The organism is Aminobacterium sp. MB27-C1 (genome assembly GCF_030908405.1).
Lineage (GTDB): Bacteria > Synergistota > Synergistia > Synergistales > Aminobacteriaceae > Aminobacterium.
The window spans coordinates 911,597-936,031 of the sequence record NZ_CP133089.1 but is presented as its reverse complement, the minus strand read 5'-3'; the positions used below and the strand labels follow the sequence as shown (position 1 = coordinate 936,031).

At 42.0% G+C, this 24,435-nt stretch carries 24 protein-coding genes and 1 other RNA gene; 6 read left to right on the top strand and 19 right to left on the bottom strand.

Annotated features, from left to right (window positions below):
* Positions 1–150 precede the first annotated feature (150 nt).
* The 8 genes from surE to hpf form a co-directional block, all read right to left on the bottom strand.
* Positions 151–939: a 5'/3'-nucleotidase SurE gene (gene surE / locus RBH88_RS04495; RefSeq protein ID WP_307880004.1), complete on the bottom strand. Its 789-nt coding sequence runs from the start codon at positions 937–939 to the stop codon at positions 151–153.
* Between the two features lie 32 nt (positions 940–971).
* Positions 972–1,574 (bottom strand): site-2 protease family protein, encoded by a 603-nt coding sequence (locus RBH88_RS04490; RefSeq protein ID WP_213691469.1) that lies wholly within the window; start codon positions 1,572–1,574, stop codon positions 972–974.
* Positions 1,575–1,582: 8 nt separating this feature from the next.
* On the bottom strand, positions 1,583–4,201 hold the full coding sequence (locus RBH88_RS04485; RefSeq protein WP_213701056.1) for a CBS domain-containing protein: 2,619 nt from the start codon (positions 4,199–4,201) through the stop codon (positions 1,583–1,585).
* Positions 4,198–5,079, bottom strand: a complete 882-nt coding sequence (coaE, locus tag RBH88_RS04480) for a dephospho-CoA kinase (RefSeq protein WP_307880003.1) — start codon at positions 5,077–5,079, stop codon at positions 4,198–4,200. The genes RBH88_RS04485 and coaE overlap by 4 nt, the downstream gene beginning before the upstream one ends.
* Complete coding sequence (locus tag RBH88_RS04475; protein WP_307880002.1) at positions 5,039–7,021, bottom strand: ATP-dependent helicase; 1,983 nt, start codon at positions 7,019–7,021, stop codon at positions 5,039–5,041. The genes coaE and RBH88_RS04475 overlap by 41 nt, the downstream gene beginning before the upstream one ends.
* The gene (hypB, locus tag RBH88_RS04470; protein WP_213691465.1) at positions 7,018–7,677 is read right to left on the bottom strand and encodes a hydrogenase nickel incorporation protein HypB; all 660 of its coding nucleotides are present in this window, start codon (positions 7,675–7,677) and stop codon (positions 7,018–7,020) included. Before hypB ends, RBH88_RS04475 begins: the two co-directional genes overlap by 4 nt.
* Positions 7,661–8,023 (bottom strand): hydrogenase maturation nickel metallochaperone HypA, encoded by a 363-nt coding sequence (gene hypA / locus RBH88_RS04465; protein ID WP_213691464.1) that lies wholly within the window; start codon positions 8,021–8,023, stop codon positions 7,661–7,663. The genes hypB and hypA overlap by 17 nt, the downstream gene beginning before the upstream one ends.
* Positions 8,024–8,110: 87 nt before the next feature.
* Entirely contained in the window at positions 8,111–8,650 is a 540-nt protein-coding gene (gene hpf / locus RBH88_RS04460; RefSeq protein ID WP_213691463.1) for a ribosome hibernation-promoting factor, HPF/YfiA family, read from the bottom strand.
* Between the two features lie 151 nt (positions 8,651–8,801).
* Between hpf and RBH88_RS04455 the strand changes: the two genes are divergently transcribed.
* The gene (locus RBH88_RS04455; RefSeq protein WP_213701114.1) at positions 8,802–9,992 is read left to right on the top strand and encodes a pyridoxal phosphate-dependent aminotransferase; all 1,191 of its coding nucleotides are present in this window, start codon (positions 8,802–8,804) and stop codon (positions 9,990–9,992) included.
* Between the two features lie 88 nt (positions 9,993–10,080).
* On the opposite strand, the gene RBH88_RS04450 is transcribed toward RBH88_RS04455, so the two are convergent.
* Entirely contained in the window at positions 10,081–11,064 is a 984-nt protein-coding gene (locus RBH88_RS04450; RefSeq protein WP_213691461.1) for a D-glycerate dehydrogenase, read from the bottom strand.
* Between the two features lie 165 nt (positions 11,065–11,229).
* Here RBH88_RS04450 and RBH88_RS04445 point away from each other — a divergent pair, with 165 nt between their 5' ends.
* Positions 11,230–12,531 carry an NCS2 family permease gene (locus RBH88_RS04445; RefSeq protein ID WP_213691460.1) on the top strand — a complete coding sequence of 434 codons (1,302 nt, stop codon included), beginning with the start codon at positions 11,230–11,232 and terminating at the stop codon, positions 12,529–12,531.
* Between the two features lie 64 nt (positions 12,532–12,595).
* Here RBH88_RS04445 and frr read toward each other — a convergent pair whose 3' ends face one another.
* The 4 genes from frr to rpsB all read right to left on the bottom strand — a co-directional run bounded on the left by frr (position 12,596) and on the right by rpsB (position 15,377).
* Positions 12,596–13,156, bottom strand: a complete 561-nt coding sequence (frr, locus tag RBH88_RS04440) for a ribosome recycling factor (protein ID WP_213691459.1) — start codon at positions 13,154–13,156, stop codon at positions 12,596–12,598.
* Positions 13,149–13,880 (bottom strand): UMP kinase, encoded by a 732-nt coding sequence (gene pyrH, locus RBH88_RS04435; RefSeq protein WP_213691458.1) that lies wholly within the window; start codon positions 13,878–13,880, stop codon positions 13,149–13,151. Before pyrH ends, frr begins: the two co-directional genes overlap by 8 nt.
* 78 nt (positions 13,881–13,958) lie before the next feature.
* A complete protein-coding gene (gene tsf / locus RBH88_RS04430) occupies positions 13,959–14,555 on the bottom strand; it encodes a translation elongation factor Ts (protein ID WP_213691457.1) in 597 nt (198 codons plus the stop codon).
* A gap of 21 nt (positions 14,556–14,576) precedes the next feature.
* Complete coding sequence (gene rpsB / locus RBH88_RS04425) at positions 14,577–15,377, bottom strand: 30S ribosomal protein S2 (RefSeq protein WP_213691456.1); 801 nt, start codon at positions 15,375–15,377, stop codon at positions 14,577–14,579.
* Positions 15,378–15,633: 256 nt separating this feature from the next.
* On the opposite strand from rpsB, the gene RBH88_RS04420 reads away from it, so the two are divergent.
* Positions 15,634–15,981 (top strand): metal-sensitive transcriptional regulator, encoded by a 348-nt coding sequence (locus RBH88_RS04420; RefSeq protein ID WP_213691455.1) that lies wholly within the window; start codon positions 15,634–15,636, stop codon positions 15,979–15,981.
* 40 nt (positions 15,982–16,021) lie between these two features.
* Here RBH88_RS04420 and ffs read toward each other — a convergent pair.
* Both ffs and RBH88_RS04410 read right to left on the bottom strand, forming a co-directional pair.
* Positions 16,022–16,120, bottom strand: an RNA gene (gene ffs / locus RBH88_RS04415) — signal recognition particle sRNA small type.
* A 63-nt stretch (positions 16,121–16,183) separates the two neighbouring features.
* Entirely contained in the window at positions 16,184–16,642 is a 459-nt protein-coding gene (locus RBH88_RS04410) for a YbhB/YbcL family Raf kinase inhibitor-like protein (RefSeq protein WP_213691454.1), read from the bottom strand.
* Between the two features lie 158 nt (positions 16,643–16,800).
* Here RBH88_RS04410 and RBH88_RS04405 point away from each other — a divergent pair, with 158 nt between their 5' ends.
* The 3 genes from RBH88_RS04405 to RBH88_RS04395 are packed head-to-tail and all read left to right on the top strand — an operon-like array spanning position 16,801 to position 20,020.
* On the top strand, positions 16,801–18,000 hold the full coding sequence (locus RBH88_RS04405; RefSeq protein ID WP_213691453.1) for a M20 family metallopeptidase: 1,200 nt from the start codon (positions 16,801–16,803) through the stop codon (positions 17,998–18,000).
* A complete protein-coding gene (locus RBH88_RS04400; RefSeq protein WP_213695900.1) occupies positions 17,997–19,295 on the top strand; it encodes an amidohydrolase in 1,299 nt (432 codons plus the stop codon). The genes RBH88_RS04405 and RBH88_RS04400 overlap by 4 nt, the downstream gene beginning before the upstream one ends.
* Positions 19,292–20,020 carry a gamma-glutamyl-gamma-aminobutyrate hydrolase family protein gene (locus RBH88_RS04395; RefSeq protein WP_307880001.1) on the top strand — a complete coding sequence of 243 codons (729 nt, stop codon included), beginning with the start codon at positions 19,292–19,294 and terminating at the stop codon, positions 20,018–20,020. Before RBH88_RS04400 ends, RBH88_RS04395 begins: the two co-directional genes overlap by 4 nt.
* A 96-nt stretch (positions 20,021–20,116) precedes the next feature.
* Here RBH88_RS04395 and pepT read toward each other — a convergent pair whose 3' ends face one another.
* The 4 genes from pepT to RBH88_RS04375 are packed head-to-tail and all read right to left on the bottom strand — an operon-like array spanning position 20,117 to position 24,420.
* Entirely contained in the window at positions 20,117–21,343 is a 1,227-nt protein-coding gene (pepT, locus tag RBH88_RS04390; RefSeq protein ID WP_213691450.1) for a peptidase T, read from the bottom strand.
* Between the two features lie 42 nt (positions 21,344–21,385).
* Positions 21,386–22,423 carry a M42 family metallopeptidase gene (locus RBH88_RS04385; RefSeq protein ID WP_307880000.1) on the bottom strand — a complete coding sequence of 346 codons (1,038 nt, stop codon included), beginning with the start codon at positions 22,421–22,423 and terminating at the stop codon, positions 21,386–21,388.
* Positions 22,424–22,441: 18 nt separating this feature from the next.
* Positions 22,442–23,416 carry an ABC transporter ATP-binding protein gene (locus tag RBH88_RS04380; RefSeq protein ID WP_213690416.1) on the bottom strand — a complete coding sequence of 325 codons (975 nt, stop codon included), beginning with the start codon at positions 23,414–23,416 and terminating at the stop codon, positions 22,442–22,444.
* Between the two features lie 11 nt (positions 23,417–23,427).
* Positions 23,428–24,420, bottom strand: a complete 993-nt coding sequence (locus RBH88_RS04375; protein WP_213695899.1) for an ABC transporter ATP-binding protein — start codon at positions 24,418–24,420, stop codon at positions 23,428–23,430.
* Between the last annotated feature and the right edge of the window lie 15 nt (positions 24,421–24,435).

Sequence of the window (24,435 nt, the reverse complement as noted above, 5' to 3'; positions counted from 1 at the left end):
AACTAAAAAGGCTCTCAGCCGGTGACCTTTTCTCTCTGTCGAAAAGAGGAGGGAATACTCTTCCCTTTCATTGCCGTATAATGCTTTTTTTATTTATTGAAAGCATTATACACGACAATGAACCTTTGTCAACTATTTTTTTTAAAGTGACTAAAAGTTTATTTTTTCAAGTCCATTATTCGAATAACGTTCAACCGACGGATAATGAGTCATATCCATATGTACAGGCGTAATCGACACATAACCGTTCGCCAAAGCCCAAACATCACAACCTTCAATAAGCTGATCTTCGGGACGACCTGATACCCAAAAATAAACTCGGCCATGGGGATCTCTCAGTTGTGTAACTTTTCCTTCATAAAGGCGCACGCCTTTGCGTGTAACACGTACTCCTTTTAAAAGAGGGATAGGAAGATTAGGCACATTTACATTAAGCAAGACACCTTCATCTAGCGGTTCCTTCTCTAGAACTTCTAGAATTTTTCCTATAACGATAGCTGCCGTATCATAATGGCATACTTCGTCACGACTGCTGCAATTCAGTGAGACAGCAATTGAGGGGCGCCCCATAATAACGCCTTCCATAGCTGCCGAAACAGTCCCTGAATAGGTGAGATCATCTCCTACATTAGGCCCATTGTTTATTCCCGATATAACCATGTTGACCTCAGGAGATACTTCCTCGACTCCTAAAACAACACAATCAGACGGAGTACCATCACAAGCATAAACCCTCTGACCTGAGGGATAGACCCCCTGGCTAATTTCTGATAAACGAAGAGGGCGAGTCAAAGTAATGGCATGTCCAACACTGCTTCTCTCTCTATCAGGAGCAACAACCGTCCATGTATATCCTTTACTGGAAAGATAGGAAGCTAACGTTACAAGACCCGGCGCAAATACACCATCGTCATTTGTCAAAAGTATCTTCAATATCACTCATCCTCTCTCAACTCTGCATATCAATATCACTACAATATCAAGCGAATCAGGAAAAATACAATGGGGTTCATTACGGCTTGGATTACACCGAGAGCCAGCAAAAGCATAAGAATGATGAACCCATAACGTTCCAGCCAGAAGTACTTTTCCAGCCAGTGAGGAGGCATAATAGAGTAAAGAACTTTTGAACCATCAAGTGGCGGAATTGGGATTAAGTTAAAGACAGCCAATCCCACGTTGATTACAACCATGAGAAACATAAAAAGTCGAAGAGCCGGATTACCCAAAAAGAAAGAAGGGAAGATACGAACAAGTATTCCTACCAAAGCCGCTGTAAGCAAGTTGCCCACCACTCCAGCAATAGAAACAAGAAAGAGATCTCGTCTCGGTTTTTTGAAATAACGAGAATCTATGGGAACTGGTTTGGCCCAGCCAAAACGGAAAATCAGAAGCATTATTGCTCCAACGGGATCTAAGTGTGCTAAGGGGTTAAGTGTCAATCGTCCTGCTCTTTCAGCTGTAGGATCACCTAATATGTAAGCCATATAGCCATGGCAAAACTCGTGAAATGTTATCGCCCACAATACGGCAGGAAGACTCAATAATAATTCAGGTAGAGACGGAAAATGCATTGTTACTCTCACACTCCTTTAATGGGGAAGTTGCGTTGCACCCAAGCGAGCTCCTCTTCTTGAGACGTTAGCTCTTCATCAAGACAACGATCTCTCAACTGAGATAAAATTTGTCCAAGTTGCGGCCCTCCGCGATATCCCATTTGAATTAAGTCACGGCCAGTCAAGTAGCTCTTTGTTTTATGGAGCTTCGTTAAGAAAGAAAGTATTCGCCGTCGTACTCTCCATCGCTCCGTTGCAGCGCTCCAGAACAACGCTGTTACTGGAGATACTTCATAAAAATAGTGGTAAATCTCTGAATTCTTTTTCGGAATTCGACCGCCGAGATCTTGCTCAGCTGCACCAAGTCCGTCGAGGGATTGTACCATGATTTCCCGTTCTCTTGGAGCAAGACTTAAACGATCTAATACCGATGATTGTATAGTTTCGTCAGATTCCATTGCTAGTGCTGCAAGAAAAGCAAGCCACTCGTCCCCTTTAAAATCAGGAAAATCTCTTGAGATTCTAGCCAGAAACGCCGAAAGACGACGAATGGTTCTCATTGTCGTTTTACCAATTCGTATTCCTGGGAAAAGAATATCCCATACCGATAATTCCGACATTCTTTTTAATGCAGGATAGGGATTTTTTTCCTGCATTGTCAACTCTAGTTCACTACGAAGGCGGTACCCAGATAATCGAGATAACAAACCACCACGCAAACAACTCGTTAAAAGCCTTAACGTATTATCTTCTATATGGAAATTTAAGCGTTGTTCAAGGCGAATACCACGTATAACTCGCGTAGAATCTTCTACAAAACTTAAATTGTGTAAAACCTTGAGCGTCTTCTTCTTCAAATCCCGCCGACCGCCAAAATAATCGACAAGAGTTCCCCATGTTGAAGGAGTGATAGAAATTGCCATAGCATTAATAGTAAAGTCTCGTCGATAAAGATCATGTTTTAATGAGTCGCTTGATACTTTTGGCTGAGCAAGTGGATATTCATAAAATTCACGTCTAGCTGTAGCAACATCTACTTTTACACCATCTCCAAAAACAAGAGTCCCAGTCTTATAACGTTCATGAACTGATATGTGACAATCTTCCTGTTTTAAACTTTTTAAAAAATCGACAGCATTACCCTCAACAACAACATCTAAATCAAGGCTTTCTCTACCGAGCATGAGGTCTCTCACTATGCCTCCAACGATATATGCTTTCATGCCAAGAGCTTCCGCTCTTTCTCCCAGATAGGTAAGCACTTCTAATTGCCTTGGTTTCAACTTCTTCTGCAAAAGAAGTTCTAAATTGTCAGACCATGGAAGCTCCGGCGCAATTTTTCTCTCTTCAGGAGGGAGCGATTCTGGATACAGTGCTCTTACGAGATCTGTACGTGTAATGATACCTACTAACTCTTTCCCATCAAGCACTGGAAGTCTTCCTATGTTATGAAAGACAAGAATTCGATGAGCTTCTGAAATGGAGGCTTCTTTTGCTACGGAAATAACACTCTCTGTCATAAATTCTTTGACAAGGGCTAATCCGAAACCATGAAGCTGAGCTTTATCAAGGTCTTTCCGAGTAATAATACCTCGGACCCTCCCTGCAAAAACAACGGGGAGTGCTGAATGTCCATAACGAATCATTGTTCGGTAAGCATCATTTACAGAAGAATCAGGCTCAACAGCCATAACAGGACTCGTCATAATATCTTCAACTTTGAGCCGTGGTTGGATTGATTCTTCCAATTTCTTTTCCAACGTTTCAAGAATGGAAAGAGGGCGAACATTATGTAGAGTAACAGAGGAAGCTTGAGGATGACCTCCTCCGCCAAGATGGGCTAAAAACTTTGATACATCGAGTATGTTTTCATGGCTTCGCGCGACAACATACGTTCTCTTCTCCATCCGAACAGCAGCTAATGCAATATCTGCCGTGAAATAGTCACGCAAGCGGTGAACGAAAAGAGAAAGGCCATCAACATATACAGAAGACGCGGTATAAGAAAGAACTACCCGCGCTCCATTAATATAACGAACCCATGCATTTTCTATAAGTAAATCCAATATTCTCCGTTCAGAGGCTGAGAAACTCATTTCAATATGAGCTGGGATAATCGTTAAATCAGCGCCCAGTTCTTTCAAATTCGATATAGCTGTAAAATCTCTAACAGTTGTACCACCGAAAGTTAAACCACCCGTATCTTCGTAGATTCCCATGGCAAATAGAGTCGCTTCATGGGGAGTTATATGAATATGACGCTGTAAAAGAATTTCTACAAGAAGAGTGCTCGTAGCACCTACAGGATCAATAACCATTAATTCTCCATCAATATCATCTGATGAAGGAGGATGGTGATCATATACATGAACTGAAACGTCATGTCTACCCAAAAGTGTGGCAAAGGGACCAATTCTTGATCGGGAACGTGTATCGACAACAATAAGCTGCGTTACCTCATCTTTTCTTACTTTACGGGGAGTCACGATGGGCCAACGTTGAGGGAATTTCCTTAAAAAGTCGCGCACAGTTCTACTGGTTGATCCGGATAAAGAAAGAACAGCATCAGGATACAGCTTCGACGCAGCAACCATACTCGCTATAGAATCAAAATCATTGCCCATATGACTCGTTATTATTTTCACCCGACAATTTCCTCCACCAGATTATTTCTAAGAGGTCGAGATAACCGACGAAGAGCGTAACATTCAGCGTCTTCAATACTTTCTTCATATAACATTTTTTCGAGAGAAGGCCAATGAAATTCACATGAATAGCCACGCATCATATACCGCTTGCCCATGGAAAGAGTTCCGCCTTGCACAAGAGCATTCGTCAAAGGCTCGATTTCAATTCTTGACACGAGACCTGATGCTCCTAGCCGTATGGCCGCTTTACGAAGAATAAGTTCATGGGAAGAATATGCTCTGATTTCACAAAAAGCTGCCATTTTTTTAAACATAGCAGCATATCGGCTTAGACTTTGCTCAAGATCATGAATAGAAACATCGTTTCTCACAACTAAATCGGCTTCTTCCGCTTTCTCATCAGCATTGCGAAGAAACCGCTCTCGACGTTCTATCTCCTCTTTCGTCCAGCCTCGAACTTCATTTCTTGCAAGACGCAGCTCAAGGGGAGCTGTAACATAGACAGTAAAGTCAATCCACCATGGAACGCCGTTTTCAAAAAGAAGCGGTATTTCGGCAACAACCCATCCATTTAAAGACGTTACTTGTCGCTCCATTTCCATGCGAATTGTAGGGTGAAGCATAGAACATACCCATTCATATTCAGAGGAGTCAGAAAAAACAATTGATGCTACAGCAGAAGGGTTAATCTGTCCGTTAGAAAGAAGAACCTGGCTTCCCCATCTCTCACTTGCTCGTCTTAAAACAGTGGAATCCTTCCACGCTTCATGCGCCAAGACGTCTGCATCAATAATACTTGCACCAAGGCTTTTCCAGATTCGACTTACAGTAGACTTACCAGCCCCAACGTCTCCTGTCACGCCCAAAACTAGCATAGGACATCTCCTCCTCGCCCCGATCATCAACATTTTTGGTCCCGTCTGGAATCTCCCATAAAAAACGGGAAAGGCCATTACGGAAAACGGTTCCAAAAAGGCGCCGACTTCGCGCTCCAGTCATATATAATTTCTCTTCTGCCCGTGTCATACCAACATAGCACAAGCGTCGTTCTTCTTCGAGACTATCTTGATCTTCTAAACATTTAAAGTGAGGGAAAATAGCTTCTTCGAGTCCGACAAGAAAAACTACGGGAAACTCCAATCCCTTCGCGGCATGTAACGTAAGGAAATTAACAGCCCCCATATCGTCCATATCAGTTGTTTCAAAATCTGTAAAAAGAGCTACTTCCGCCAAGACCTCAGCTAAATCTCCACCAGTAGAAATTAACGAACCTAATTCCCTGATATTCTCAACTCGCTCTTCCCAACCATCTGGGTCATCTTTCTTTAATTGATCTTCATACCCTATGCTATCAAGAATGTAAAGAAGAACATCGCGGAAACATCCGGATTTTCTTAAGATGTTTTCCATATGTGTAGCTAACTCCATAGCGCCTGTTTTAGCTTTACCTGTCAAATCTAAATCTTTCCCCGAAGAAAGAACAGACCATACTTGCTCTGCTTCCATCGCTGGGAAGGAGGCCAATATAGAAGAAAGCTTTTCTAAACTTTTCTTCCCCAGGCCACGTGTAGGAACGTTTGCTATTCTCGAAAGTGATGCTCCATCAAGAGGATTGACAGCCAACCGCATAAAGGATATTACATCTTTAATTTCTTTACGATCATAGAAAGCTGTTCCTCGCACTACTCTATAAGGAACTCCTTTTTCAATACATTTTTGCTCATAAATACGGCTCATTGCATTTATTCGATATAAAACAGCCATGTCTCCATATTTATAGCCTCGGAAATCATGTAATTTTTTAATTTCTGATACGATGAAATCCGCTTCTTTATACTCGTTAGGAGAGAGAAGCACATAAATTTTTTCTCCCATATCTCTGGCAGTCCAAAGATTCTTCTGTTTTCTTCGGATATTGCTGAGAATGACCGAATTTGCCGCTTTTAATATATTACCTGTAGACCTATAGTTCTGGTCAAGAACAACAACTTTTGCAGCGGGGAAGTCTTTCTCAAAATTTAGAATCATTGTCATATCGGCTCCACGCCAACCGTATATGGATTGGTCAGGATCACCCACAACCATAATATGGCCTGACGTTCCGATTAAACGGCGTAAGAGCAGATATTGGGGTTTATTAACATCCTGGTATTCATCAACAAGAACCCATTCCAAACGGGCCTGTTCCTTTTTGCACAAATCCTGATCCGCTGTTAGAAGATGAAGAGGCAAAATAAGAAGGTCGTCAAAATCTACTGCATTCTGTTGACGAAGTTCATCATTATATTTTCTATATACTTCATGTTCTATTCCTTCAAGCCCAACAGGTTCAAGGGTTTTCGGGTCACCATCAGTCTTTGCCTTCGAAATACGATCAAGAACGTGCGTTGGGTCAATTTGTTTAGGATCCAGTTTCAGATCTTCCATCACTTTCTTGACAAGAGCTCGGCTATCGTTGCGATCAAAAATAGCAAATCCCCTTTTCAAACCAATAAATTCCAATTGGTCACTATTGCGAAAAAGGAAGTGCAAGCCAAAAGAGTGAAAGGTGCTAACCTGCATTGCCGAGGCCTTCTCTCCAGAAATGGCTTCGACTCTCTCTTTCATCTCTCTAGCTGCTTTATTCGTAAACGTTACAGCTAAAATCCCAGATGGAGACGCATATCCCTTTTCAATCAAATAAGCAATTTTATGGGTTAAGACTCTTGTCTTACCGCTTCCTGCTCCTGCTAAGACTAAGAGGGGGCCATCACAGTAATGTACAGCCTCCTGTTGTCTAGGATTTAATTTATCTAATATAGAATCAGCTACAGTCATACAGAACGTTTCTCCTTTATCCATGATTCGATTAAACGTACCCACTCATCTATCCCTTTACCCTGCAAAGCTTCCACCTCAATATAATTCACATTAGGATTGAGATGCTTTAAATCATTTTTATATAAGTCCATATCAAAAGGAATGTAGGGTACCAAATCCATCTTCGTCAGAAGCACTGCCTTTGCTTCAGAAAAAAGATGAGGATATTTAAGGGGTTTATCAGCACCCTCAGGAAGACTGCTCACCGCCACTTTCATGTCTTCTCCTATATCAAACTCTGCCGGACAAACAAGGTTTCCCACATTCTCTATAAAAATAACGTCAAGATTATCAAGAGGAAGCTCTTTAAATGCTTCACTAACCAAATTCGCTTCAAGATGACACCCGCCATGGGTATTGATCTGAATAGCTGGTACTTCTAATTTTGCCAAGCGTTCGGCATCTCTCGACGTAGCAATGTCACCTTCAATAACAGCGAATCTAAAAGAAGCCTTCTTTTTGGTAGCTTCAAGGAGAGTGGTTTTACCTGCTCCAGGTGAACCTATAATATTGATAACGAGAATCCCTCGACGAAGAGTTTCCTCACGCATACGACGAGCATATTCTTCATCAGCTGCCATTACCGATTGCTTAATTTTATACACTTTCGCCATGACACTCCTGCACCTCCACTGACTCAATATCCAACTCCATGCCAGATAAAACATCTACGTCAAAACCACCACAAAAGGGACAGACAAAGTCCATTTGATCTTCTCCCCATTCTTTAAGACATTTTTTACATCGGAAATGCATTGGTACTTCGATTATTTCCATTTTGGAACCTTCTAGGGGAGTATGTTCTGTCGCTATCTGATAGGCAAAAATCATGACATCAGGAATAACCTGACGCATCGCACCGACATGGAGGGTTACTTTTTCTACGCGTTCCCAACCATATTGTTCTTTGAGCTGAAGTAGAGATTCTATCACCGACTCGACAAGAGACATTTCGTGCATAGTAACCCCTCCAAACACATGTAACAGAAAAAAAGGCCCCCAAAATGGGGGGCCTTCTGCACTTTTTACAGAAAACCTATTACGACACTAGTCGATAGGTTCGAGAAGTCCGAACCCTCCGTTTTTACGTCTATACACTACATTAACTGTTCCAGTTTCTACGTTTTTAAAGAGGAAAAACTCATGTCCAAGAAGATCCATCTGCATCGTTGCTTCCTTAGCTGTCATGGGACGAAGAGGGAAACGCTTCACTTTTACTATTTCTTCCTCTACAGACACCGATGGTTCACTTTCAGAAAAGCCTTCGAGATTAAAAGAAACATCATGGGTACGTAACTGTGCTCTGTCTTTGAGATAGGCGTTATGACGTTTAATCTGACGTTCGATATTCTTTAGTGCCTTATCGAAGGCCTTCCGCATATCCGGCGCACTTTCCTCACTTCGCATTATTACACCATTAGCGTTGGAGGTTATTTCAACGTTGTGCATCCCCCGACCAAAGCTCACCAACACCTGATTATCAAGGATCCGGTTAAAAAACTTATCTAGTTTTGAAACCTTTCCTCTCATATAATCTCGGAGCTCGTCGTCAATAATAGCATTTCGTGCTACAAAGCGTACGTCCATATACATCCCTCCAATCTTGCTCTAATCGTCTTTATTCTAACATTGCCCCATGATATGAGCAATAAACAAGCACTAGCTGTCTTAAGATAAGACCGGTATAATACCTTATACAGAGTATATCTCTACTATAAAAATCAGGAGTTGATATGTGATGCATATTTCTCAACGGGCACGCAGGATGGAACCCTCAGCTACCCTCGCCGTCGTCGCTAAAGCCAAAGCACTAAAACGTGAAGGAAAACCTGTGATTTCTTTCGGAGCAGGAGAGCCTGATTTTCCCTCCCCGTCATCAGCGCTGCGATACGCTGAGGAAGCCATGCAGAAGGGACAAACCCATTACACCCCGGCTTCTGGTATCCCCGAACTTAAAGACGCTGCATGTGAATACTACAAGAATCATTTCGGGCTTACATACGAAAGCAATCAGGTTTTGGTAGGTGCTGGAGCAAAACCCCTTCTTTATGAAGCTCTCGGTTGTCTTATTGATCCAGGTGACGAAGTATTAGTCTTTACCCCTGCATGGGTAAGCTATGTTGAACAAATTCGCCTCTTTGAAGGAAAAGAAGTTCTTATTGACACATCTAACACTGGCTATGTACCAGACCTTGATGTGGTTCGCAAAGCTATTACTCCACGAACACGCTGCATGATGATAAATACTCCCAACAACCCAACTGGCGCTATTTATGATGAAAAGACACTTAAAGGACTTGCAGAAATTGCCGTAGAGAATAATATAGCGATCATTTATGACGAAATTTATGAAAGACTTGTATATGGAGAAGCTAAACATCATCAAATTCTCAATGTCTGCCCAGAAGCTAAAGATATCACCATCATTATCAATGGCGTAAGTAAAGCCTTTGCCATGACAGGATGGCGCATTGGTTATGCCTTAGGCCCAACTGATGTGATTGCTAAAATGGGCTCCTTCCAGGGACATTTGACATCAAATGCTTGCTCAGTAGCTCAGTGGGCAGCTCTTGGAGCACTCCGAGAGGCAGAAAATGATGTCGTAGCAATGCACGATGAATTCAGCAAACGTAGAGATATCATCATCAATCTTCTTAAAGAAATGCCCCATATCCAGTTTCAAGAACCAGAAGGTGCTTTTTACGTATGGATTAACGTAGAGAAGACTTTCGGCAAAAAGCATGGAGATACAGTCATTACAGATGATAGCTCTTTCTGCACTGCCCTTCTAGAGAGTAAATATGTTGCAGGCGTACCAGGAAGAGCCTTTATGGTTCCTGGGAATATGCGCGTTTCTTACTCGAATTCGGCAGAAGAAATTCGCGAAGGAATGCGAAGACTCAAAGAATTCCTTGAAGAACTTCAATAAAAAATACCACTATCATTCATAAAATATTTAAGGAAGGGGTCTCTTTTGAGATCCCTTCCTTTTTAATTAGCTTCTATAATTATATTAGTTAATCTCTATCTAAAAGAGAAGAATTCACAACATGGGCTGGGTAGCGACCTTCGAGTGCATCAAGCAGGTTTTGAGCTGCAAGACGACTCATTCCCCCTCTACTATCATATGTCGCGCTGCCCATATGGGGCATCACAGTTACATTTGGAAGTGTGAGCAATGGCTCGTTTAAAGGAACGGGTTCCTTCTCAAATACATCAAGTCCTGCCCCCCATATCCATTTCTCCGATAATGCTTTATATAAGGCTTGCTGATCTATAACAGGACCACGAGACGTGTTAATAAGAATGGCTGTAGACTTCATCATTTTCAATTCTTTTTCGCCTATTAATTTTCGCGTATTATCATTCAATGGGCAATGAATTGATACGTAATCAGAAGTGCGAAGCAACTCTTCAAGGGAAACACGCTTAGCGTTCAATTTCCTCTCGGCTTGCGGTTTAGCAGAAGGGTTATAGTAAGAAATAGACATTCCAAACCCCTTAGCACGTCGAGCCATTGCCTGACCAATCTGGCCAAAACCAATAATACCCAACTTTTTACCTGCGGTATCCATTCCCAACCACATATCTGGATACCACGTAGTCCACTGACCGTTGCGCAAATAGCCTCCGCATTCAACAAGTCGACGAGCTACTGCCAAAAGTAACGTAAACGCCAAATCAGCCGTTGCATCAGTCAAAACATTCGGAGTATTACAGATCAAAACACCATGACGAGTTGCGGCATCTACATCAATATTGTCGTATCCCACTGCATGTTGACTGACAACTTTAAGACGTGGCGCCTTCCTAAACAACGTTTCATCAATAGTATCAGCAAGCATCGATAAAAGACCATCTACGTTTTCTACCTCTCGTAACAAGGTTTCACGGTCGGGAGCGCCATCCCCCTCCCACATTCTATAATCAACCCTGCCATCAAGTAACTGGCGGCCTTCTTCAAGAATGCGCTGCGTTATATAGACTTTCGGTAAAACCAAAAAAGTCACCCCCAATAAACATAGAAACTTATGTTAATATTTTAGCAGGTATGGTCAAACTTACAGCTTAACTTTAACGTGTTGAATTTTGTAAAAGTTTGGATTATACTTCCTTCTGTTCTCAATTATTTTAATCAATTTAAATCTAAATGGGAGGATGTAAAAATGGCTTCGTGGCTCGAAAGATATTTTAAAGTGCGGGAGGCTGGTAGTGACGTCCGTACAGAAATTTTAGCTGGAATAACGACTTTCATGACGATGGCATACATTATTTTTGTTAATCCAAGCATTATGGAAAAGGCTGGAATGCCTTTCGGAGCAGTTATGACAGCGACATGTGTAGCAAGTGCTTTTGCTACTCTTCTTATGGCTTTTTTAGCGAACTATCCAATCGCTTTATCGGTAGGAATGGGACTTAACGCATTTTTCGCTTTTGGTGTTGTTCTCGGAATGGGAATCAGTTGGCAAACAGCATTAGCCGCTATTTTTACTGAAGGCGTTATTTTTATACTTCTCACATTGACTCGTATACGAGAAGGCGTTGTTAACGCTATCCCCACCTCTCTTAAAATTGGTATTTCTACTGGAATCGGCCTCTTTATCACATTTATTGGTCTTCAAAGTGCTGGAATCATTGTCAATAATGACGCAGTTCTTGTCGGAATGGGAAATCTAAAAAGTTCTACCTCTCTTTTAGCTATTTTAGGATTTTTCATTATGGTTATTTTGGAAGCTCGACGTGTTCGAGGAGCTATCCTCTGGGGAATACTCATCATTACAGCTATCAGTATCCCTTTAGGTGTTACAGCCATGCCCAAGGGGCTTATCTCTATGCCTCCCTCTCTTGCTCCTATCTTTGCTCAACTTGATTTTTCTTCATTCATGAACCCTAACTTCTGGATTGTCGTCTTCACTTTCTTCTTTGTTGACTTTTTCGATACTGTCGGAACACTCGTAGGAGTTACAAATCGCGCAGGAATGCTTGATTCTGAAGGCAAGCTTCCCAGAGCAAAAGAAGCGCTTCTCGCTGATGCTATTGGAACATCTGCGGGAGCAATCTTGGGGACATCTACAGTAACTTCTTACGTTGAAAGTGCCAGCGGCGTAGAACAAGGTGGACGAACAGGCCTCACTGCATTAACAACTGCCGTACTTTTCCTTCTTGCCCTTTTCTTCAGTCCGCTCGTTGCAGTTGTTCCAGCGTGTGCTACTGCTCCAGCTCTGGTTATGGTCGGAATTTTCATGACAATGAGTTTAAAACAATTCGATTTTGCAGAATGGACAGATCTCGTTCCGGCTTGCATAGCTATTTTTACCATGCCCTTTAGCTACAGCATCGCTGCAGGAATTGAGTTTGGAGTCATCAGTTTTGTAATCATTAAGTACATGACAGGCAAAAAGCATCAAGTCAGCCCGATGATGATTTTCCTTTTTGTCGTCTTTTTGTTGAAGGAAATTTTCTTCTAAGAAAACGCTACTTAACTACATAAAAAACAAGCCCCCGCTTTTAAAGTGGGGGCTTATATTTTTTCTAGTCGCCTTCGATTATTTCTTTTTCTTTGGACTTAAGTATCTCGTCTATTTTTTTTATGTAGTCGTCAGTAATATCCTGAACTTCCTTTGTATATTTTCTCAAGTCGTCTTCGCTAATGGTAGAATCTTTTTCCATTTTTTTAAGAACATCATTACTGTCTCTGCGAAGGTTTCGAACAGCTATTCTTGCCTCTTCAGCATATTTAGCCACAACTTTAGATAACTCTACACGCCGCTCTTTTGTAAGCTCTGGCAATGTAAGGCGAACATTTTCTCCATCATTTTGAGGGTTAATACCCAAAGATGAAGCCTGTATTGCTTTTTCAATTCCTTTAAGTACGGATTTATCAAAAGGAGCAATAACAATCTGTCGGGCTTCTGGAACAGAAATAGTGGCCAATTGTTTAATAGGTGTCTGACTTCCGTAGTAGTCAATTTTAATGTCACTTACCAAACCTGGATGAGCCCGTCCTGTACGAATACCGATGTACTCTTCCTTCAAATGATCAATAACCTTGTCCATCTTGTCTTTCATAGTCTTAATCTCTTGTTTAGGCACTGTAAAACTCCTCCTCCCCCGTAGATACTATCGTTCCTATTTTCTTCCCGTGAATTAAAAATTCACCCAAATTGCCCTTTTTCAAAACATTTAGAACCACTATAGGGATATGGTTCTCCATACAAAGCGAAAAAGCCGCGGCGTCCATGATCTCAAGTTGTTTTTGAAGAGCTTCCATATATGTAATTTTATGTAAAAGGACCGCATCAGGGTTTTTAACTGGATCTGCACTATATATACCATCTACCTTTGTAGCTTTCAACACGCAATCTGCGCCAACTTCGGCTGCACGAAGAGCTGCTGCTGTATCTGTAGAAAAATAAGGGGAACCAGTTCCCCCCGCAAAAATCACAATTCTTCCCTTTTCAAGATGGCGTATAGCCCGTCTTCTGATATAGGGTTCTGCAAGTTGACGCATTTCTATAGCTGTCTGAACTCTTGTAGGAACCCCGAGCTTCTCAAGCACATCCTGTAATGCCAGCGCGTTAATAATAGTTGCCAGCATTCCCATAGAATCGGCTTGAGCTCTTTCTATACCCATTGTTTGAACATCTCTTCCTCGAAGCATATTGCCACCACCAACGACCATGGCAATTTCTACCCCAGCCCTGGCAACATCTGCAATTTCTTCACATATAGAACGTATTGCCTCTAAATCCAATCCAAAACTTTTTGAACCGGCAAGTACTTCACCTGAAAGTTTCAGTAATATTCTTTTTACCATGGTTATACGCCTCCGAAAGAAATTTAAGGCAAAAAAAAGGACGAGGTCTTTATTTTGGCCTCGCCCCTTTTACTTTTATTATTCGCCAATAGCAAAGCGGGCGATTCGTCCAACTTTTATATTTTCGCCCAATTTGGCAATATGTTCAATAATGAGATCGTTTATCTTCTTATCTCCATCTCTAATGTAGGCCTGATCGAGAAGGCAAGTTGTTTCAAAATATTTATGAACTTTACCCTCGGCAATTTTGTCAACTATATTTGCAGGTTTCCCCTCTTCCATTGCCTGCTGACGATAAATTTCTTTTTCTCTTTCAATAACATCAGCTGGAACTTCTTCAGAAGAAACATACAGCGGAGCAGAAGCAGCAATCTGCATTGCCAACTCGTGTCCAAGCTCCTGAAATTCATCGGTCTTTGCGACAAAATCAGTTTCGCAGTTAAGTTCTACCATAGAAGCTATCTTTGCATTTGTATGAAGATAGCAGAAGACTCTTCCGTCTTTAGCACTACGTGTAGCCTTTTTAGCAGCTTTGGCTATTCCCTTTTCACGAAGGTAGTCAATAGCTTTTTCCATATCACCCTGCGTCTCAGTCAGAGCATGTTTACAATCCATCATACCTGCACCGGTACGCTCTCTAAGTTCCTTTACCGCAGATGCACTAATCTCTGCCATGCTCAATACGTCCTCCCTTAATTATTCTTCCACTTCATCTGTATCGTCGTACACTTCATGAAGTCGTTCGCGAACAGATATAATATCTTCCTCAGAAACTTCTACCCCTTCTTCAACTGCGCCAGTAGCAAGAGCATCTTCACCCTGGTGCCCTTCTATCATAGCATCAGCCATTAATCCAGAAATCAATTTGATGGCACGAATAGCATCATCATTGCCAGGGATAGGGAAATCCACTACTTCAGGATCGCAGTTTGTATCAACAATAGCGATAACAGGAATTCCCAGTTTCTTTGCTTCGAGAATTGCTATTTCTTCTCGGCGAGGATCAATAAGGAAAAGGGCATCTGGAAGCGCTTTCATCCCAGCAATACCACTTAAGTACTTCTCAAGTTTTGCTAATTCTTTTTTCTGAAGTGCGATTTCTTTCTTGGAAAGATTGCTCCATGATTCTTCGCTTGCCATCTTACGAAGTTCGATCATACGATTAACGCGTTTGCGAATCGTAGCGAAGTTCGTCATTAAACCACCAAGCCAGCGCTGGTTGATGTAATACTGTCCACTACGCTCGGCTTCTTCACGAATAGTATCCTGAGCCTGACGTTTTGTTCCAACAAAGAGGATAGAGCCATTATTCTGCGCGATTTCCCGCACAAAGCTATATGCTTTTTCAAGGCCTCTCACTGTTTTCTGCAAATCGATAATATAGACACCGTTTCTCTCTGTGAAGATATATGGCTTCATCTTCGGGTTCCAACGTCTGGTCTGATGTCCAAAGTGAACACCGCACTCAAGAAGCTGCTTCATACTTACTACTGACACAGTAAACCCCTCCTAATAAAATGGTTTTTTCCCTCCACAAACATCCCCTGGAAGCAGAACCTTCGCAGCTTCAAAGGCACCCCTACTCCCATCAGTTTATGTGTGTGATATGGGCCACCGGAGAGTATATCACATTTCGCAATACTCCTTCAACATTTTGCAGGTTTTGCAATTACTATGTTGCGGATTTTGCATATACCCTGTATTGTTGAATAGATAAATTCTATAAACAAATGTTTACTGAGGAGGATTATAAATGACACAAAATTCCCTTATCAAAAAGCTGGACGATATGTCTCCAGCTGGGAAAGCTATGCTCAACAGATTACGCCGCGTAGAAGGACAATTGCGAGGCATCCAGAGAATGATCATAGAAGAAAAGCCTTGTTATGAAGTTCTTCTGCAACTTTCTGCCGCAAGAAAAGCCATGCAAAAAGCTTGTATCGAAATTTTAAAGAACTACATCAATCGCTGTGTTCATGAAGCTAAAGACCCTGATCTCGATAATCTTGAAAAATTGATAGAAGCATTAATAGATATTGCTCCTGCAGGGATGGTCTTCAAAGAAGACGTAGTGCCGGAAGAAGACCACGAAGAGGTGTAAGCTTTCTTTCAGATAATATATATAACGGCGGTCCTCTCTAGGAGACCCAGCTTCCTGTGGCACCCAAAACGCTCCGCTTACTGCTGCTCCCTTCCGGGCCTGACAGGATTCGCGGTGTTTTGCCGCACAGGGCTGAATCTCCTGGAGAAGACCGCCAAAGGGTATTTTATCAGCCTTTTCCAATGCTGGCAACCTGACTCCTCTATTTCCCAAAACGTCCCATGTATTCTGCCTGAGAAAGAACGTGTCCTTTCATAGCTTCAGTCAGTACATGAAGGGGAACCTCACCTTTGAAATCAAAAGATGTATTTAACGCATAAAGGGTAAAAAAGTAACGATGGATTCCAGACCCAGATGGAGGTTGTGGCCCGTCATATCCAACCTCGCCCCAGCTATTCAGCCCCTGACAAACTCCATTAGCAGCTTCGACGGCCCGTCCTAAATCATTGGGAAGACTTCGTAAATCAGAAGGGATATTATAAACAACCCAATGAATCCACGTCCCCGAAAGAGCGTCAGGGTCATGACATACAAGTGCAAAACTTTTTGTGTTCTCAGGAACATGTTCCCATGAAAAAGACGGAACCTTATTATCGAAAGAACGCCCATGCTGTCGGGGCATCATTTCCTCATGTTCGAAATCAGAGCAGTGCAATTCCATTTTTTCCACCCCTTTCTTTTCTTTATTATCATTGATACTGGCACCAAAGACAATACAAACAAAACTGAAAAGTTAGGAGGAACCAATCGACCATGATAAAATAATAAGCTCTATTAGGTAACCTTTTCTCTATCATGCAAAAATGAGGAGGTTTTTGTATGCTTGAATATATCCAACAGTTGGAAAAACGCTTTAGGGAAACATATCTTAGTTACTGGAAAGAGATTCACGCCCATCCTGAATTAAGCAACCAGGAATTCAAGACAGCTCAAAAGGTCGCTTCCATTCTAAAATCTCTCAATCTTGATGTACAAACAGAAATCGGAACAACTGGTGTAGTCGGGATACTGCATGGCAATGAAAGTGGCCCTGTTATAGCCCTTCGGGCTGACATGGACGCTCTTTCCATAGAGGAAAAAACAGATGTTCCTTTTGCATCACAGAACATGGGGGTAATGCATGCATGTGGTCACGACTCACATACAGCTATGTTGCTTGGTGCAGCACACGTTCTTTCAGAGTTACGAAAAGATATTAAAGGAACGATAAAATTTGTTTTCCAACCAGCCGAAGAAAATAGCCCAACCGGGGGCGCTCCGGGAATGATTCGTGACGGAGTACTTGAAAATCCTAAAGTTGATTATATGCTTGGCGTACACGTATGGCCGACACTGACTACAGGACAAGTAGGCATAAGGAATGGAGCCATGTCAGCAGCTTCTGACAGACTGAATATCAACCTCAAGGGTAAATCTGCGCATGCCTCTACTCCCCAGTTCGGAGTCGATGCCATAGTTGCATCAGCTCAGGTTATCAACGCCTTACAAGCCATTATTTCCAGAAATGTTAGTCCTCTTGATCAAGCTGTCATCACTATAGGCACAATACACGGCGGAACTCGATATAACATTATTCCTGAGGATGTTAAACTGGATGGGACAGTGCGCACATTCAACCCTGAGACACGAAAGCAAATGCCAGCTTGGATTGAACGTGCCGTTAGTGGGGCAGCTCAAGGAATCGGTGCCGAAGCTACTGTCGACTACAAATTTGGTTACCCTTCACTTCAAAACAATACTTTCGTTGCAGATATTGCTCGCCAAGCTATTCTCGAACTTGTAGGAGAAGAGAATCTTATAGAAATAGCGATGCCTGACTTAGGGGGAGAAGATTTTGCTTTCTTCAGCGAAAAGGTTCCTTCAGCCTTTGCCTGGATTGGTTGCCGTCCTACTGATGTCCCTCTGGAGGAAATGCCTAAGCTTCATAACAACCAGTTTTTACCCGATGAAGCAGCATTGCCCTATGGCGTCAGATATCTTGTTCTCGCCGCTTTCAAACTTATGGAGGTTCAAAAATGATTTCTCAAACACTTACTGAGAAAATTATTGCGTATCGCCGTGATTTTCATAAATATGCTGAAACGGCCTGGACGGAGTTCAGAACGGCCTCTCTCGTAGCAGAATACCTCGACAAACTAGGCTATAAAGATCTTTTATTTGGATCATCAATATTCGAATTTGCATCTGTAATGGGTCGACCAGAAGAAAAAGAAATAGACAAACACATCGAACGTGCTATAGAACAAGGTGCGATAAAAAAGTGGATCGAAAAAATGGATCGTCATCCCGGGGTAGTCGCTATTCTCGATACGAAACGTTCGGGTCCAACAACATCACTCCGCTTCGATTTTGATGCAGTAGACGTTTCTGAAACAAAAGATCCTAAACACCGCCCTGTAAAAGAAGGCTTCGCATCTGTTAATCCTGGAGCAATGCACTCCTGTGGGCATGATGGTCATACCGCCATGGGACTCGGACTTGCAGAGCTTCTTATGGAACATAAAGAAACCCTTACTGGCAAAATAAAGCTTATTTTTCAGCCAGCAGAAGAGGGAGTCAGAGGTGCTAAAGCCATTACTGATAAGGGGATTCTTGATGACAGCGACTACTTTATAGCTGTTCATCTTGGGATGCCCAATCCTACGGGGAAAATAACTGCCGGTGCTTATGGTTTTCTCTGCACAACAAAATTTGACGTTCAATTCACCGGAGTTTCGTCCCATGCCGGAGCCGCTCCGCAAAATGGTAAAAATGCACTTCTAGCCGCCTGTTCCGCAGCGCTAAATCTTCATGCAATTGCTCCTCATTCAAAAGGCATGACACGTGTTAATGTTGGTGTTCTCCAGGCAGGAGAAGGAAGAAATGTTATTCCTCCCAAAGCTATCATGAAGGTAGAAACTCGGGGAGAAACAGAAGAGATAGCATCATATGTTTATAAAAGAGCCTGTGAGATCATCGATGGAGCTGCTACAATGTACGGCATTACGAGTAGTATTAAGGAAACAGGCGCAGCTACAACCACTCGCAGCAGTGATGATCTTGTAGATCTTATAGTCTCTGAAGCTTCCAAGATAAAAGGAATCAAAGAAATAGAGAGAAATACTCCTTCTGGTGGAAGTGACGATGCTACGTGGATGATGAAAAGAGTTCAAGATCATGGCGGAGAAGCTACCTATATTATTGTAGGCTCTACACTAACGGCAGGACATCACAATGAATACTTTGATATTGATGAAGCCTCTTTACCTATTGGAGTAACTCTTCTCTTCAATACGATACAGGCTCTTTCACAAAAGGAAGGAATACGTCAATGAAAAAACCCGTTATAGGAATAATAGGTAATATCCTTTTTGATAAGAACGACAGCATGTATGGATTAGAACGAAGCTATGTCAATACAGATTATATTCGTGCTATAGAAAAAGCAGGTGGCATTCCTCTTATTTTGCCTGTGGTAGACAATCTCGAATTGGCGAAGGAACTTCCACTTACTGTAGATGGGGTGCTTGCCTCGGGCGGATATGATATTGATCCACTTCTTTATGGTGAGGAACCACATAATAAACTTGAATTTATCTGCACGTCTATTGATCGCTCCCAGTTGGCCTCTGTGAAAGCCGCTGTAGATGCAGGTAAACCTTTCTTGGGAATATGCAAGGGGGCACAACTTCTCAACGTGGCTTTTGGAGGGAATTTATATCAGGACATAGCTTCTGACCCGAATTTTTTTGTCAAACACTCTCAAAAAGCGCTCAGAGGAAATGCTACACATACAATCAATATTGAATCTGAGTCTATACTTTCATCTCTGTTTTCACAAAAAATTCCGGTTAACAGCTACCATCATCAAAGTATAAAACAATGCGCAAAAGGATTTAAAGTCACAGCCTGTGCAGCTGATGGAATTGTTGAAGCTATAGAAAAAGAAAACAACCCATTCGTTGTTGGAGTGCAGTGGCATCCGGAAATGATGCTTTCTTCTTCAGATACCATGCTTCCTTTATTCCAAAAACTTATTGTCGAATCTTCACGTATTTGAGTATCAACAATTGTAATAAAAAGGGAAGCTTTTTTGTAAGTAAAAGCTTCCCTTTTGTTGTTTTGTTATTGTATATTACACTCTTTCGTTGCCAAACTACTCCGCGTAAAGTTTTAGAATATTAACAATCACTTCGACTCCCTTTTCAAGGGCAAAAACAGGAACATATTCAAAACGTCCGTGATAATTATGACCGCCAGTAAAAAGGTTCGGAGTCAAGAGACCACGGTGAGAAAGGCTTGAGCCATCAGTGCCACCACGTACAGGAACAATAATCGGCTCTATACCAACATTTTTCATCGCTTGCTGAGCAGTTTCAACAATATGCATGGCTTCTTTAATATTATCAGCCATGTTGTAATATTGATCTGAAAGAACACACTCTAAAACGTGAGAACCATATTTCTCCTGTAGTTTCTGTGCAGCTTTTTCGACAAAAGCTTTACGATTTTGGAACTTATCCCAATCATGATCTCTAATAATGTACTGTAATTCGGCCTTTTCGACATCACCGCTGAAGGAAATAAGATGATAAAAGCCTTCATATCCCTCTGTCTTCTCAGGAGTTTCTTCTGTGGGAAGCATAGCAGCAAATTCAGTCCCGATGAGAGCAGCGTTAACCATTTTGTTTTTAGCCGTTCCTGGGTGGACATTACGTCCATGAATCGTTATAACAGCCTTCGCGGCATTGAATGTCTCGAAGTTAAGCTCCCCGACAGGTCCCCCATCGACTGTATAAGCGAAATCTGCGCCAAAAGCGTTAAGGTCAAGTAACACAGCCTGATGACCAATCTCTTCGTCTGGAGTAAAACAAACTTTAATCGGACCATGCTCAATTTCTGGATGAGTTGTAAAATACTCTACTGCTGCCATAATCTGAGCCATGCCCCCCTTGTCATCTACACCAAGAAGAGTGGTTCCATCGGTAACAATAAGATCTTCTCCCTTGTAATTTTTCAATTCAGGGAAATCTTTCGTAGAAAGAACAACGTTAAGTTCTCCATTAAGGACAATATCTTCCCCATCATAATTTTTTACTATTCTGGGCTTAACATTTGCACCAGTTACTTCTGTAGAGGTATCAAGGTGAGCAATAAACCCAACAGAAGGAACGTTTGCCTTCTTTGTATTTGCAGGGAGAGTTCCCATAACGTAAGCGTGTTCATCAACAGAGATATCAACCATGCCAAGTGCTTTCATTTCTTCTGCAACGGCATTGGCGAGATCAAACTGCCCCTCAGAACTGGGAACGTTACCTGATTCTTCTATCGCCCGGGTATCGAAGGATACGTAATGTAAAAAACGCTCGACAACTGAAGACATATTTTCAATCCTCCATTAATATCCAATATCGTTTTTTGGTAATTAATCGCTTATGTAAGCAGTAAGAAGTTTGGCAGTCTCTTCTATCGCCTTTACGTGAGTACGTTCATAATGATGCGTTGCATCAACACCAGGGCCGAAACAAGCAAAGTTAACGTCGAATCCGGCTATGGCTGCAATACTCGCGTCGCTTCCATAACGATAGTGAACATCCACTCTATAGTCGATTCCATACTTTTCAGCTAAAGCGACAAGACGCTTTCTGAACGACAGGTCATAGGGAGTGCGGCTATCTTTGGCCAAAATAGTTACAGCTGTCTCTTCTGAAGCAGATGCTTCTGTAACTATGCCTATATCCAGAGCTGCAAATTCTGTAACTTTCTCAGGAATACGCGAAATTCCATGTCCCATCTCTTCGTAATTGGTAACGTAAAAATGAGTGGTGCGAGATGGCATTTTTCCCTCATCGCAAAGGGATTTGATAGCTCCGAACATGAGGGCAACACACGCTTTATCGTCTAAATGGCGAGATTTCACAAAACCAGAAGGGGTAATAACCGCTCGTGGCTGGAAGAAGATAAGGTCACCAACATGAATTCCTAAATTCAAAACGTCTTCTTTTGTCTTCACAAGCTCATCAAGACGAAGTTCCATCGAGTCGTCATCACGTTTCATATCACGTACTTCGTCTGAAAAACCGTGTATTGAAGCTTTATAAGGAAGAATGGAACCAGAATATTCTGTTCCATCCATTGTTCTGACAAGAACATTTTCCCCTTCCACTGAATTCCAGGCAAAGCCACCTATCTGAAGCATTTTAAGGCGTCCGTTACTTTTTATTTCACGCACAATAGCTCCAAGGGTATCTACATGAGACGCAATAAGAACATGGTGATCGTCATCTGTTCCTTTCATTGTTCCTATGAGTGCGCCTTTATTTGTACGGCTTACAGAAATATTAAAACGATTGAATTCCTCTTCCACTCTTGCCATTGCCTCTTCACAATCTCCACCTACAGAAGGAATGGACAAAAGCTCAAGCATAAGTGAATTTACATACCCCATATCAATACGCAACATGAAACACCTCCGTATAAACTACATCGAAAGGTTTCGGGCAAAATGGCAAGCTATAAAATGTCCTTTTTCTATTTCCCGAAGCTCCGGTGTTTTTTGAGAACAAATATCTTTCCTATAACGGCAACGACCAGCAAAACGGCATCCTTCAGGCGGCTCGATAGGACTTGGAACATCTCCTTCGAGAATAATTCGATCTCTCTGTTGATCCACCTTCGGAATAGGTATAGCGGAAAGAAGAGCTTGCGTATAAGGATGAAGAGGATCAGCAAATACAGTGCGATAATCTGAAAGCTCTACGATCTTTCCTAAATACATAACAGCTATACGGTCAGAAACGTGCTTTACAACGCTGAGGTTGTGAGCAATGAAAATATAGGTAAATCCTTTTTCCTTTTTAAGGGTATTCAACAGATTCAAAATCTGAGCCTGAATACATACATCAAGGGCCGAAACAGGTTCATCGAGAACTATGAAATCTGGATCCAACGCCAAAGAACGTGCTATACCAATTCGCTGACGTCTACCACCATCAAGCTCATGAGGGTAGGCATGAACAAGGCGTTGTGCCAGACCTACCGTATCCATGAGAGTGCGAATACGAGCATCACGCTCTGCCTTTGATCCGTTATACACGTTATTAACGATCAACGGTTCAGCAATGAGTTCTGATACAGAAAGACGAGGGTTAAGAGATGAATATGGATCTTGGAAAACAATCTGAACATCTTTTCGCAGATCTTTCATCTGTCTCTTGTTGTACTTTAAAATATTTTCCCCTCTATAGATAACTTCTCCATCAGTAGCGTCAAGAAGGCGGATCATAACGCGTCCCAATGTTGATTTACCGCATCCAGATTCCCCAACTAATCCAAGAGTCTCCCCCTCGTAAACAAAAAACGACACATCGTCTACTGCGTGAAGCATCCCTTTCTTTGTTGGGAAATACTTTTTCAAGTGATTGACTTCAATTAATTTTTCTCTGCTTCCATTCATCTTGTTTCCTCCTACCCCTTCTTCACAAAAGCGTTGCAACAAACGGGGCACGCTACAAAATGTCCAGGCTCAATCTCGATCATTTCTGGCTTCTTTTGTGAACACTCAGGTTGAGCCAGAGGGCATCGAGGATGGAATGTACACCCAGAAGGCAAGTTCGTTGGGTCTGGCATTAGTCCCTGAATAACCTTCAATTCTTCCTCATCTTCATCAAGATCAGGAATAGAGTTAAAAAGGCCATTGGTATATGGGTGCAGCGGATTCGTATAAAGAACACGCGTATCAGCATACTCCACGACACTTCCTGCATACATAATGGCTACTTTATCGCAAATCTCAGCCACAACTCCTAAATCATGGGTAATCATGATCATGGAAGTGTTGAATTCTTTCTTAAGCTCCTTCATTAGTTCCAAAACCTGAGCCTGTATAGTAACATCTAGAGCTGTTGTCGGTTCATCAGCTATTAGAAGGGTAGGATCACATGCTAGAGCAATAGCGATAACCACTCTCTGACGCATTCCTCCACTGAATTGGTGGGGAAAATCTTTCGCACGTTCCGGCCTGATTCCCACAAGTTCTAACATTTGAACTGCTTTTTTAAAAGCTTCATCTTTTGTTACGTTCTGGTGCAATTCAATCATTTCAGCAATCTGTTCTCCAACAGGGATGACAGGGTTAAGAGATGTCATGGGATCCTGGAAAATCATTGCTATTTTGCCACCTCGAATGTGGCGTTTCTCTTCTTCATTCAATGTATTTAAATTCTGGCCATCAAAAATGATGTTGCCATTAAGAATTTTTCCGGGGGGATTTGGAATAAGCTGCATAATCGCTAAAGCGGTTGTAGTTTTTCCTGCTCCTGTTTCGCCGACAAAACCCAATGACTCACCATGTCCAAGCTGAAGATTCAATCCTTCAACTGCATGAACGACACCGCTATCAGTTTCATAATGAACTGTAAGATTCTGTATATCCAGTAAAAAATCTTTTTTTTCTGTCATAAAACGTCCCTCTCT

Excerpts from the sequence above, each read along its gene's own strand:
- RBH88_RS04490 (WP_213691469.1), bottom strand. The coding sequence starts at position 1,574 with ATGCATTTTCCGTCTCTACCTGAATTATTATTGAGTCTTCCTGCCGTA.
- coaE (WP_307880003.1), bottom strand. The coding sequence starts at position 5,079 with ATGCTAGTTTTGGGCGTGACAGGAGACGTTGGGGCTGGTAAGTCTACT.
- RBH88_RS04475 (WP_307880002.1), bottom strand. The coding sequence starts at position 7,021 with ATGACTGTAGCTGATTCTATATTAGATAAATTAAATCCTAGACAACAG.
- hypB (WP_213691465.1), bottom strand. The coding sequence starts at position 7,677 with ATGGCGAAAGTGTATAAAATTAAGCAATCGGTAATGGCAGCTGATGAA.
- hypA (WP_213691464.1), bottom strand. The coding sequence starts at position 8,023 with ATGCACGAAATGTCTCTTGTCGAGTCGGTGATAGAATCTCTACTTCAG.
- hpf (WP_213691463.1), bottom strand. The coding sequence starts at position 8,650 with ATGGACGTACGCTTTGTAGCACGAAATGCTATTATTGACGACGAGCTC.
- RBH88_RS04455 (WP_213701114.1), top strand. The coding sequence starts at position 8,802 with ATGCATATTTCTCAACGGGCACGCAGGATGGAACCCTCAGCTACCCTC.
- RBH88_RS04445 (WP_213691460.1), top strand. The coding sequence starts at position 11,230 with ATGGCTTCGTGGCTCGAAAGATATTTTAAAGTGCGGGAGGCTGGTAGT.
- pyrH (WP_213691458.1), bottom strand. The coding sequence starts at position 13,880 with ATGGTAAAAAGAATATTACTGAAACTTTCAGGTGAAGTACTTGCCGGT.
- tsf (WP_213691457.1), bottom strand. The coding sequence starts at position 14,555 with ATGGCAGAGATTAGTGCATCTGCGGTAAAGGAACTTAGAGAGCGTACC.
- RBH88_RS04420 (WP_213691455.1), top strand. The coding sequence starts at position 15,634 with ATGACACAAAATTCCCTTATCAAAAAGCTGGACGATATGTCTCCAGCT.
- RBH88_RS04410 (WP_213691454.1), bottom strand. The coding sequence starts at position 16,642 with ATGGAATTGCACTGCTCTGATTTCGAACATGAGGAAATGATGCCCCGA.
- RBH88_RS04405 (WP_213691453.1), top strand. The coding sequence starts at position 16,801 with ATGCTTGAATATATCCAACAGTTGGAAAAACGCTTTAGGGAAACATAT.
- RBH88_RS04400 (WP_213695900.1), top strand. The coding sequence starts at position 17,997 with ATGATTTCTCAAACACTTACTGAGAAAATTATTGCGTATCGCCGTGAT.
- RBH88_RS04395 (WP_307880001.1), top strand. The coding sequence starts at position 19,292 with ATGAAAAAACCCGTTATAGGAATAATAGGTAATATCCTTTTTGATAAG.
- pepT (WP_213691450.1), bottom strand. The coding sequence starts at position 21,343 with ATGTCTTCAGTTGTCGAGCGTTTTTTACATTACGTATCCTTCGATACC.
- RBH88_RS04385 (WP_307880000.1), bottom strand. The coding sequence starts at position 22,423 with ATGTTGCGTATTGATATGGGGTATGTAAATTCACTTATGCTTGAGCTT.
- RBH88_RS04380 (WP_213690416.1), bottom strand. The coding sequence starts at position 23,416 with ATGAATGGAAGCAGAGAAAAATTAATTGAAGTCAATCACTTGAAAAAG.
- RBH88_RS04375 (WP_213695899.1), bottom strand. The coding sequence starts at position 24,420 with ATGACAGAAAAAAAAGATTTTTTACTGGATATACAGAATCTTACAGTT.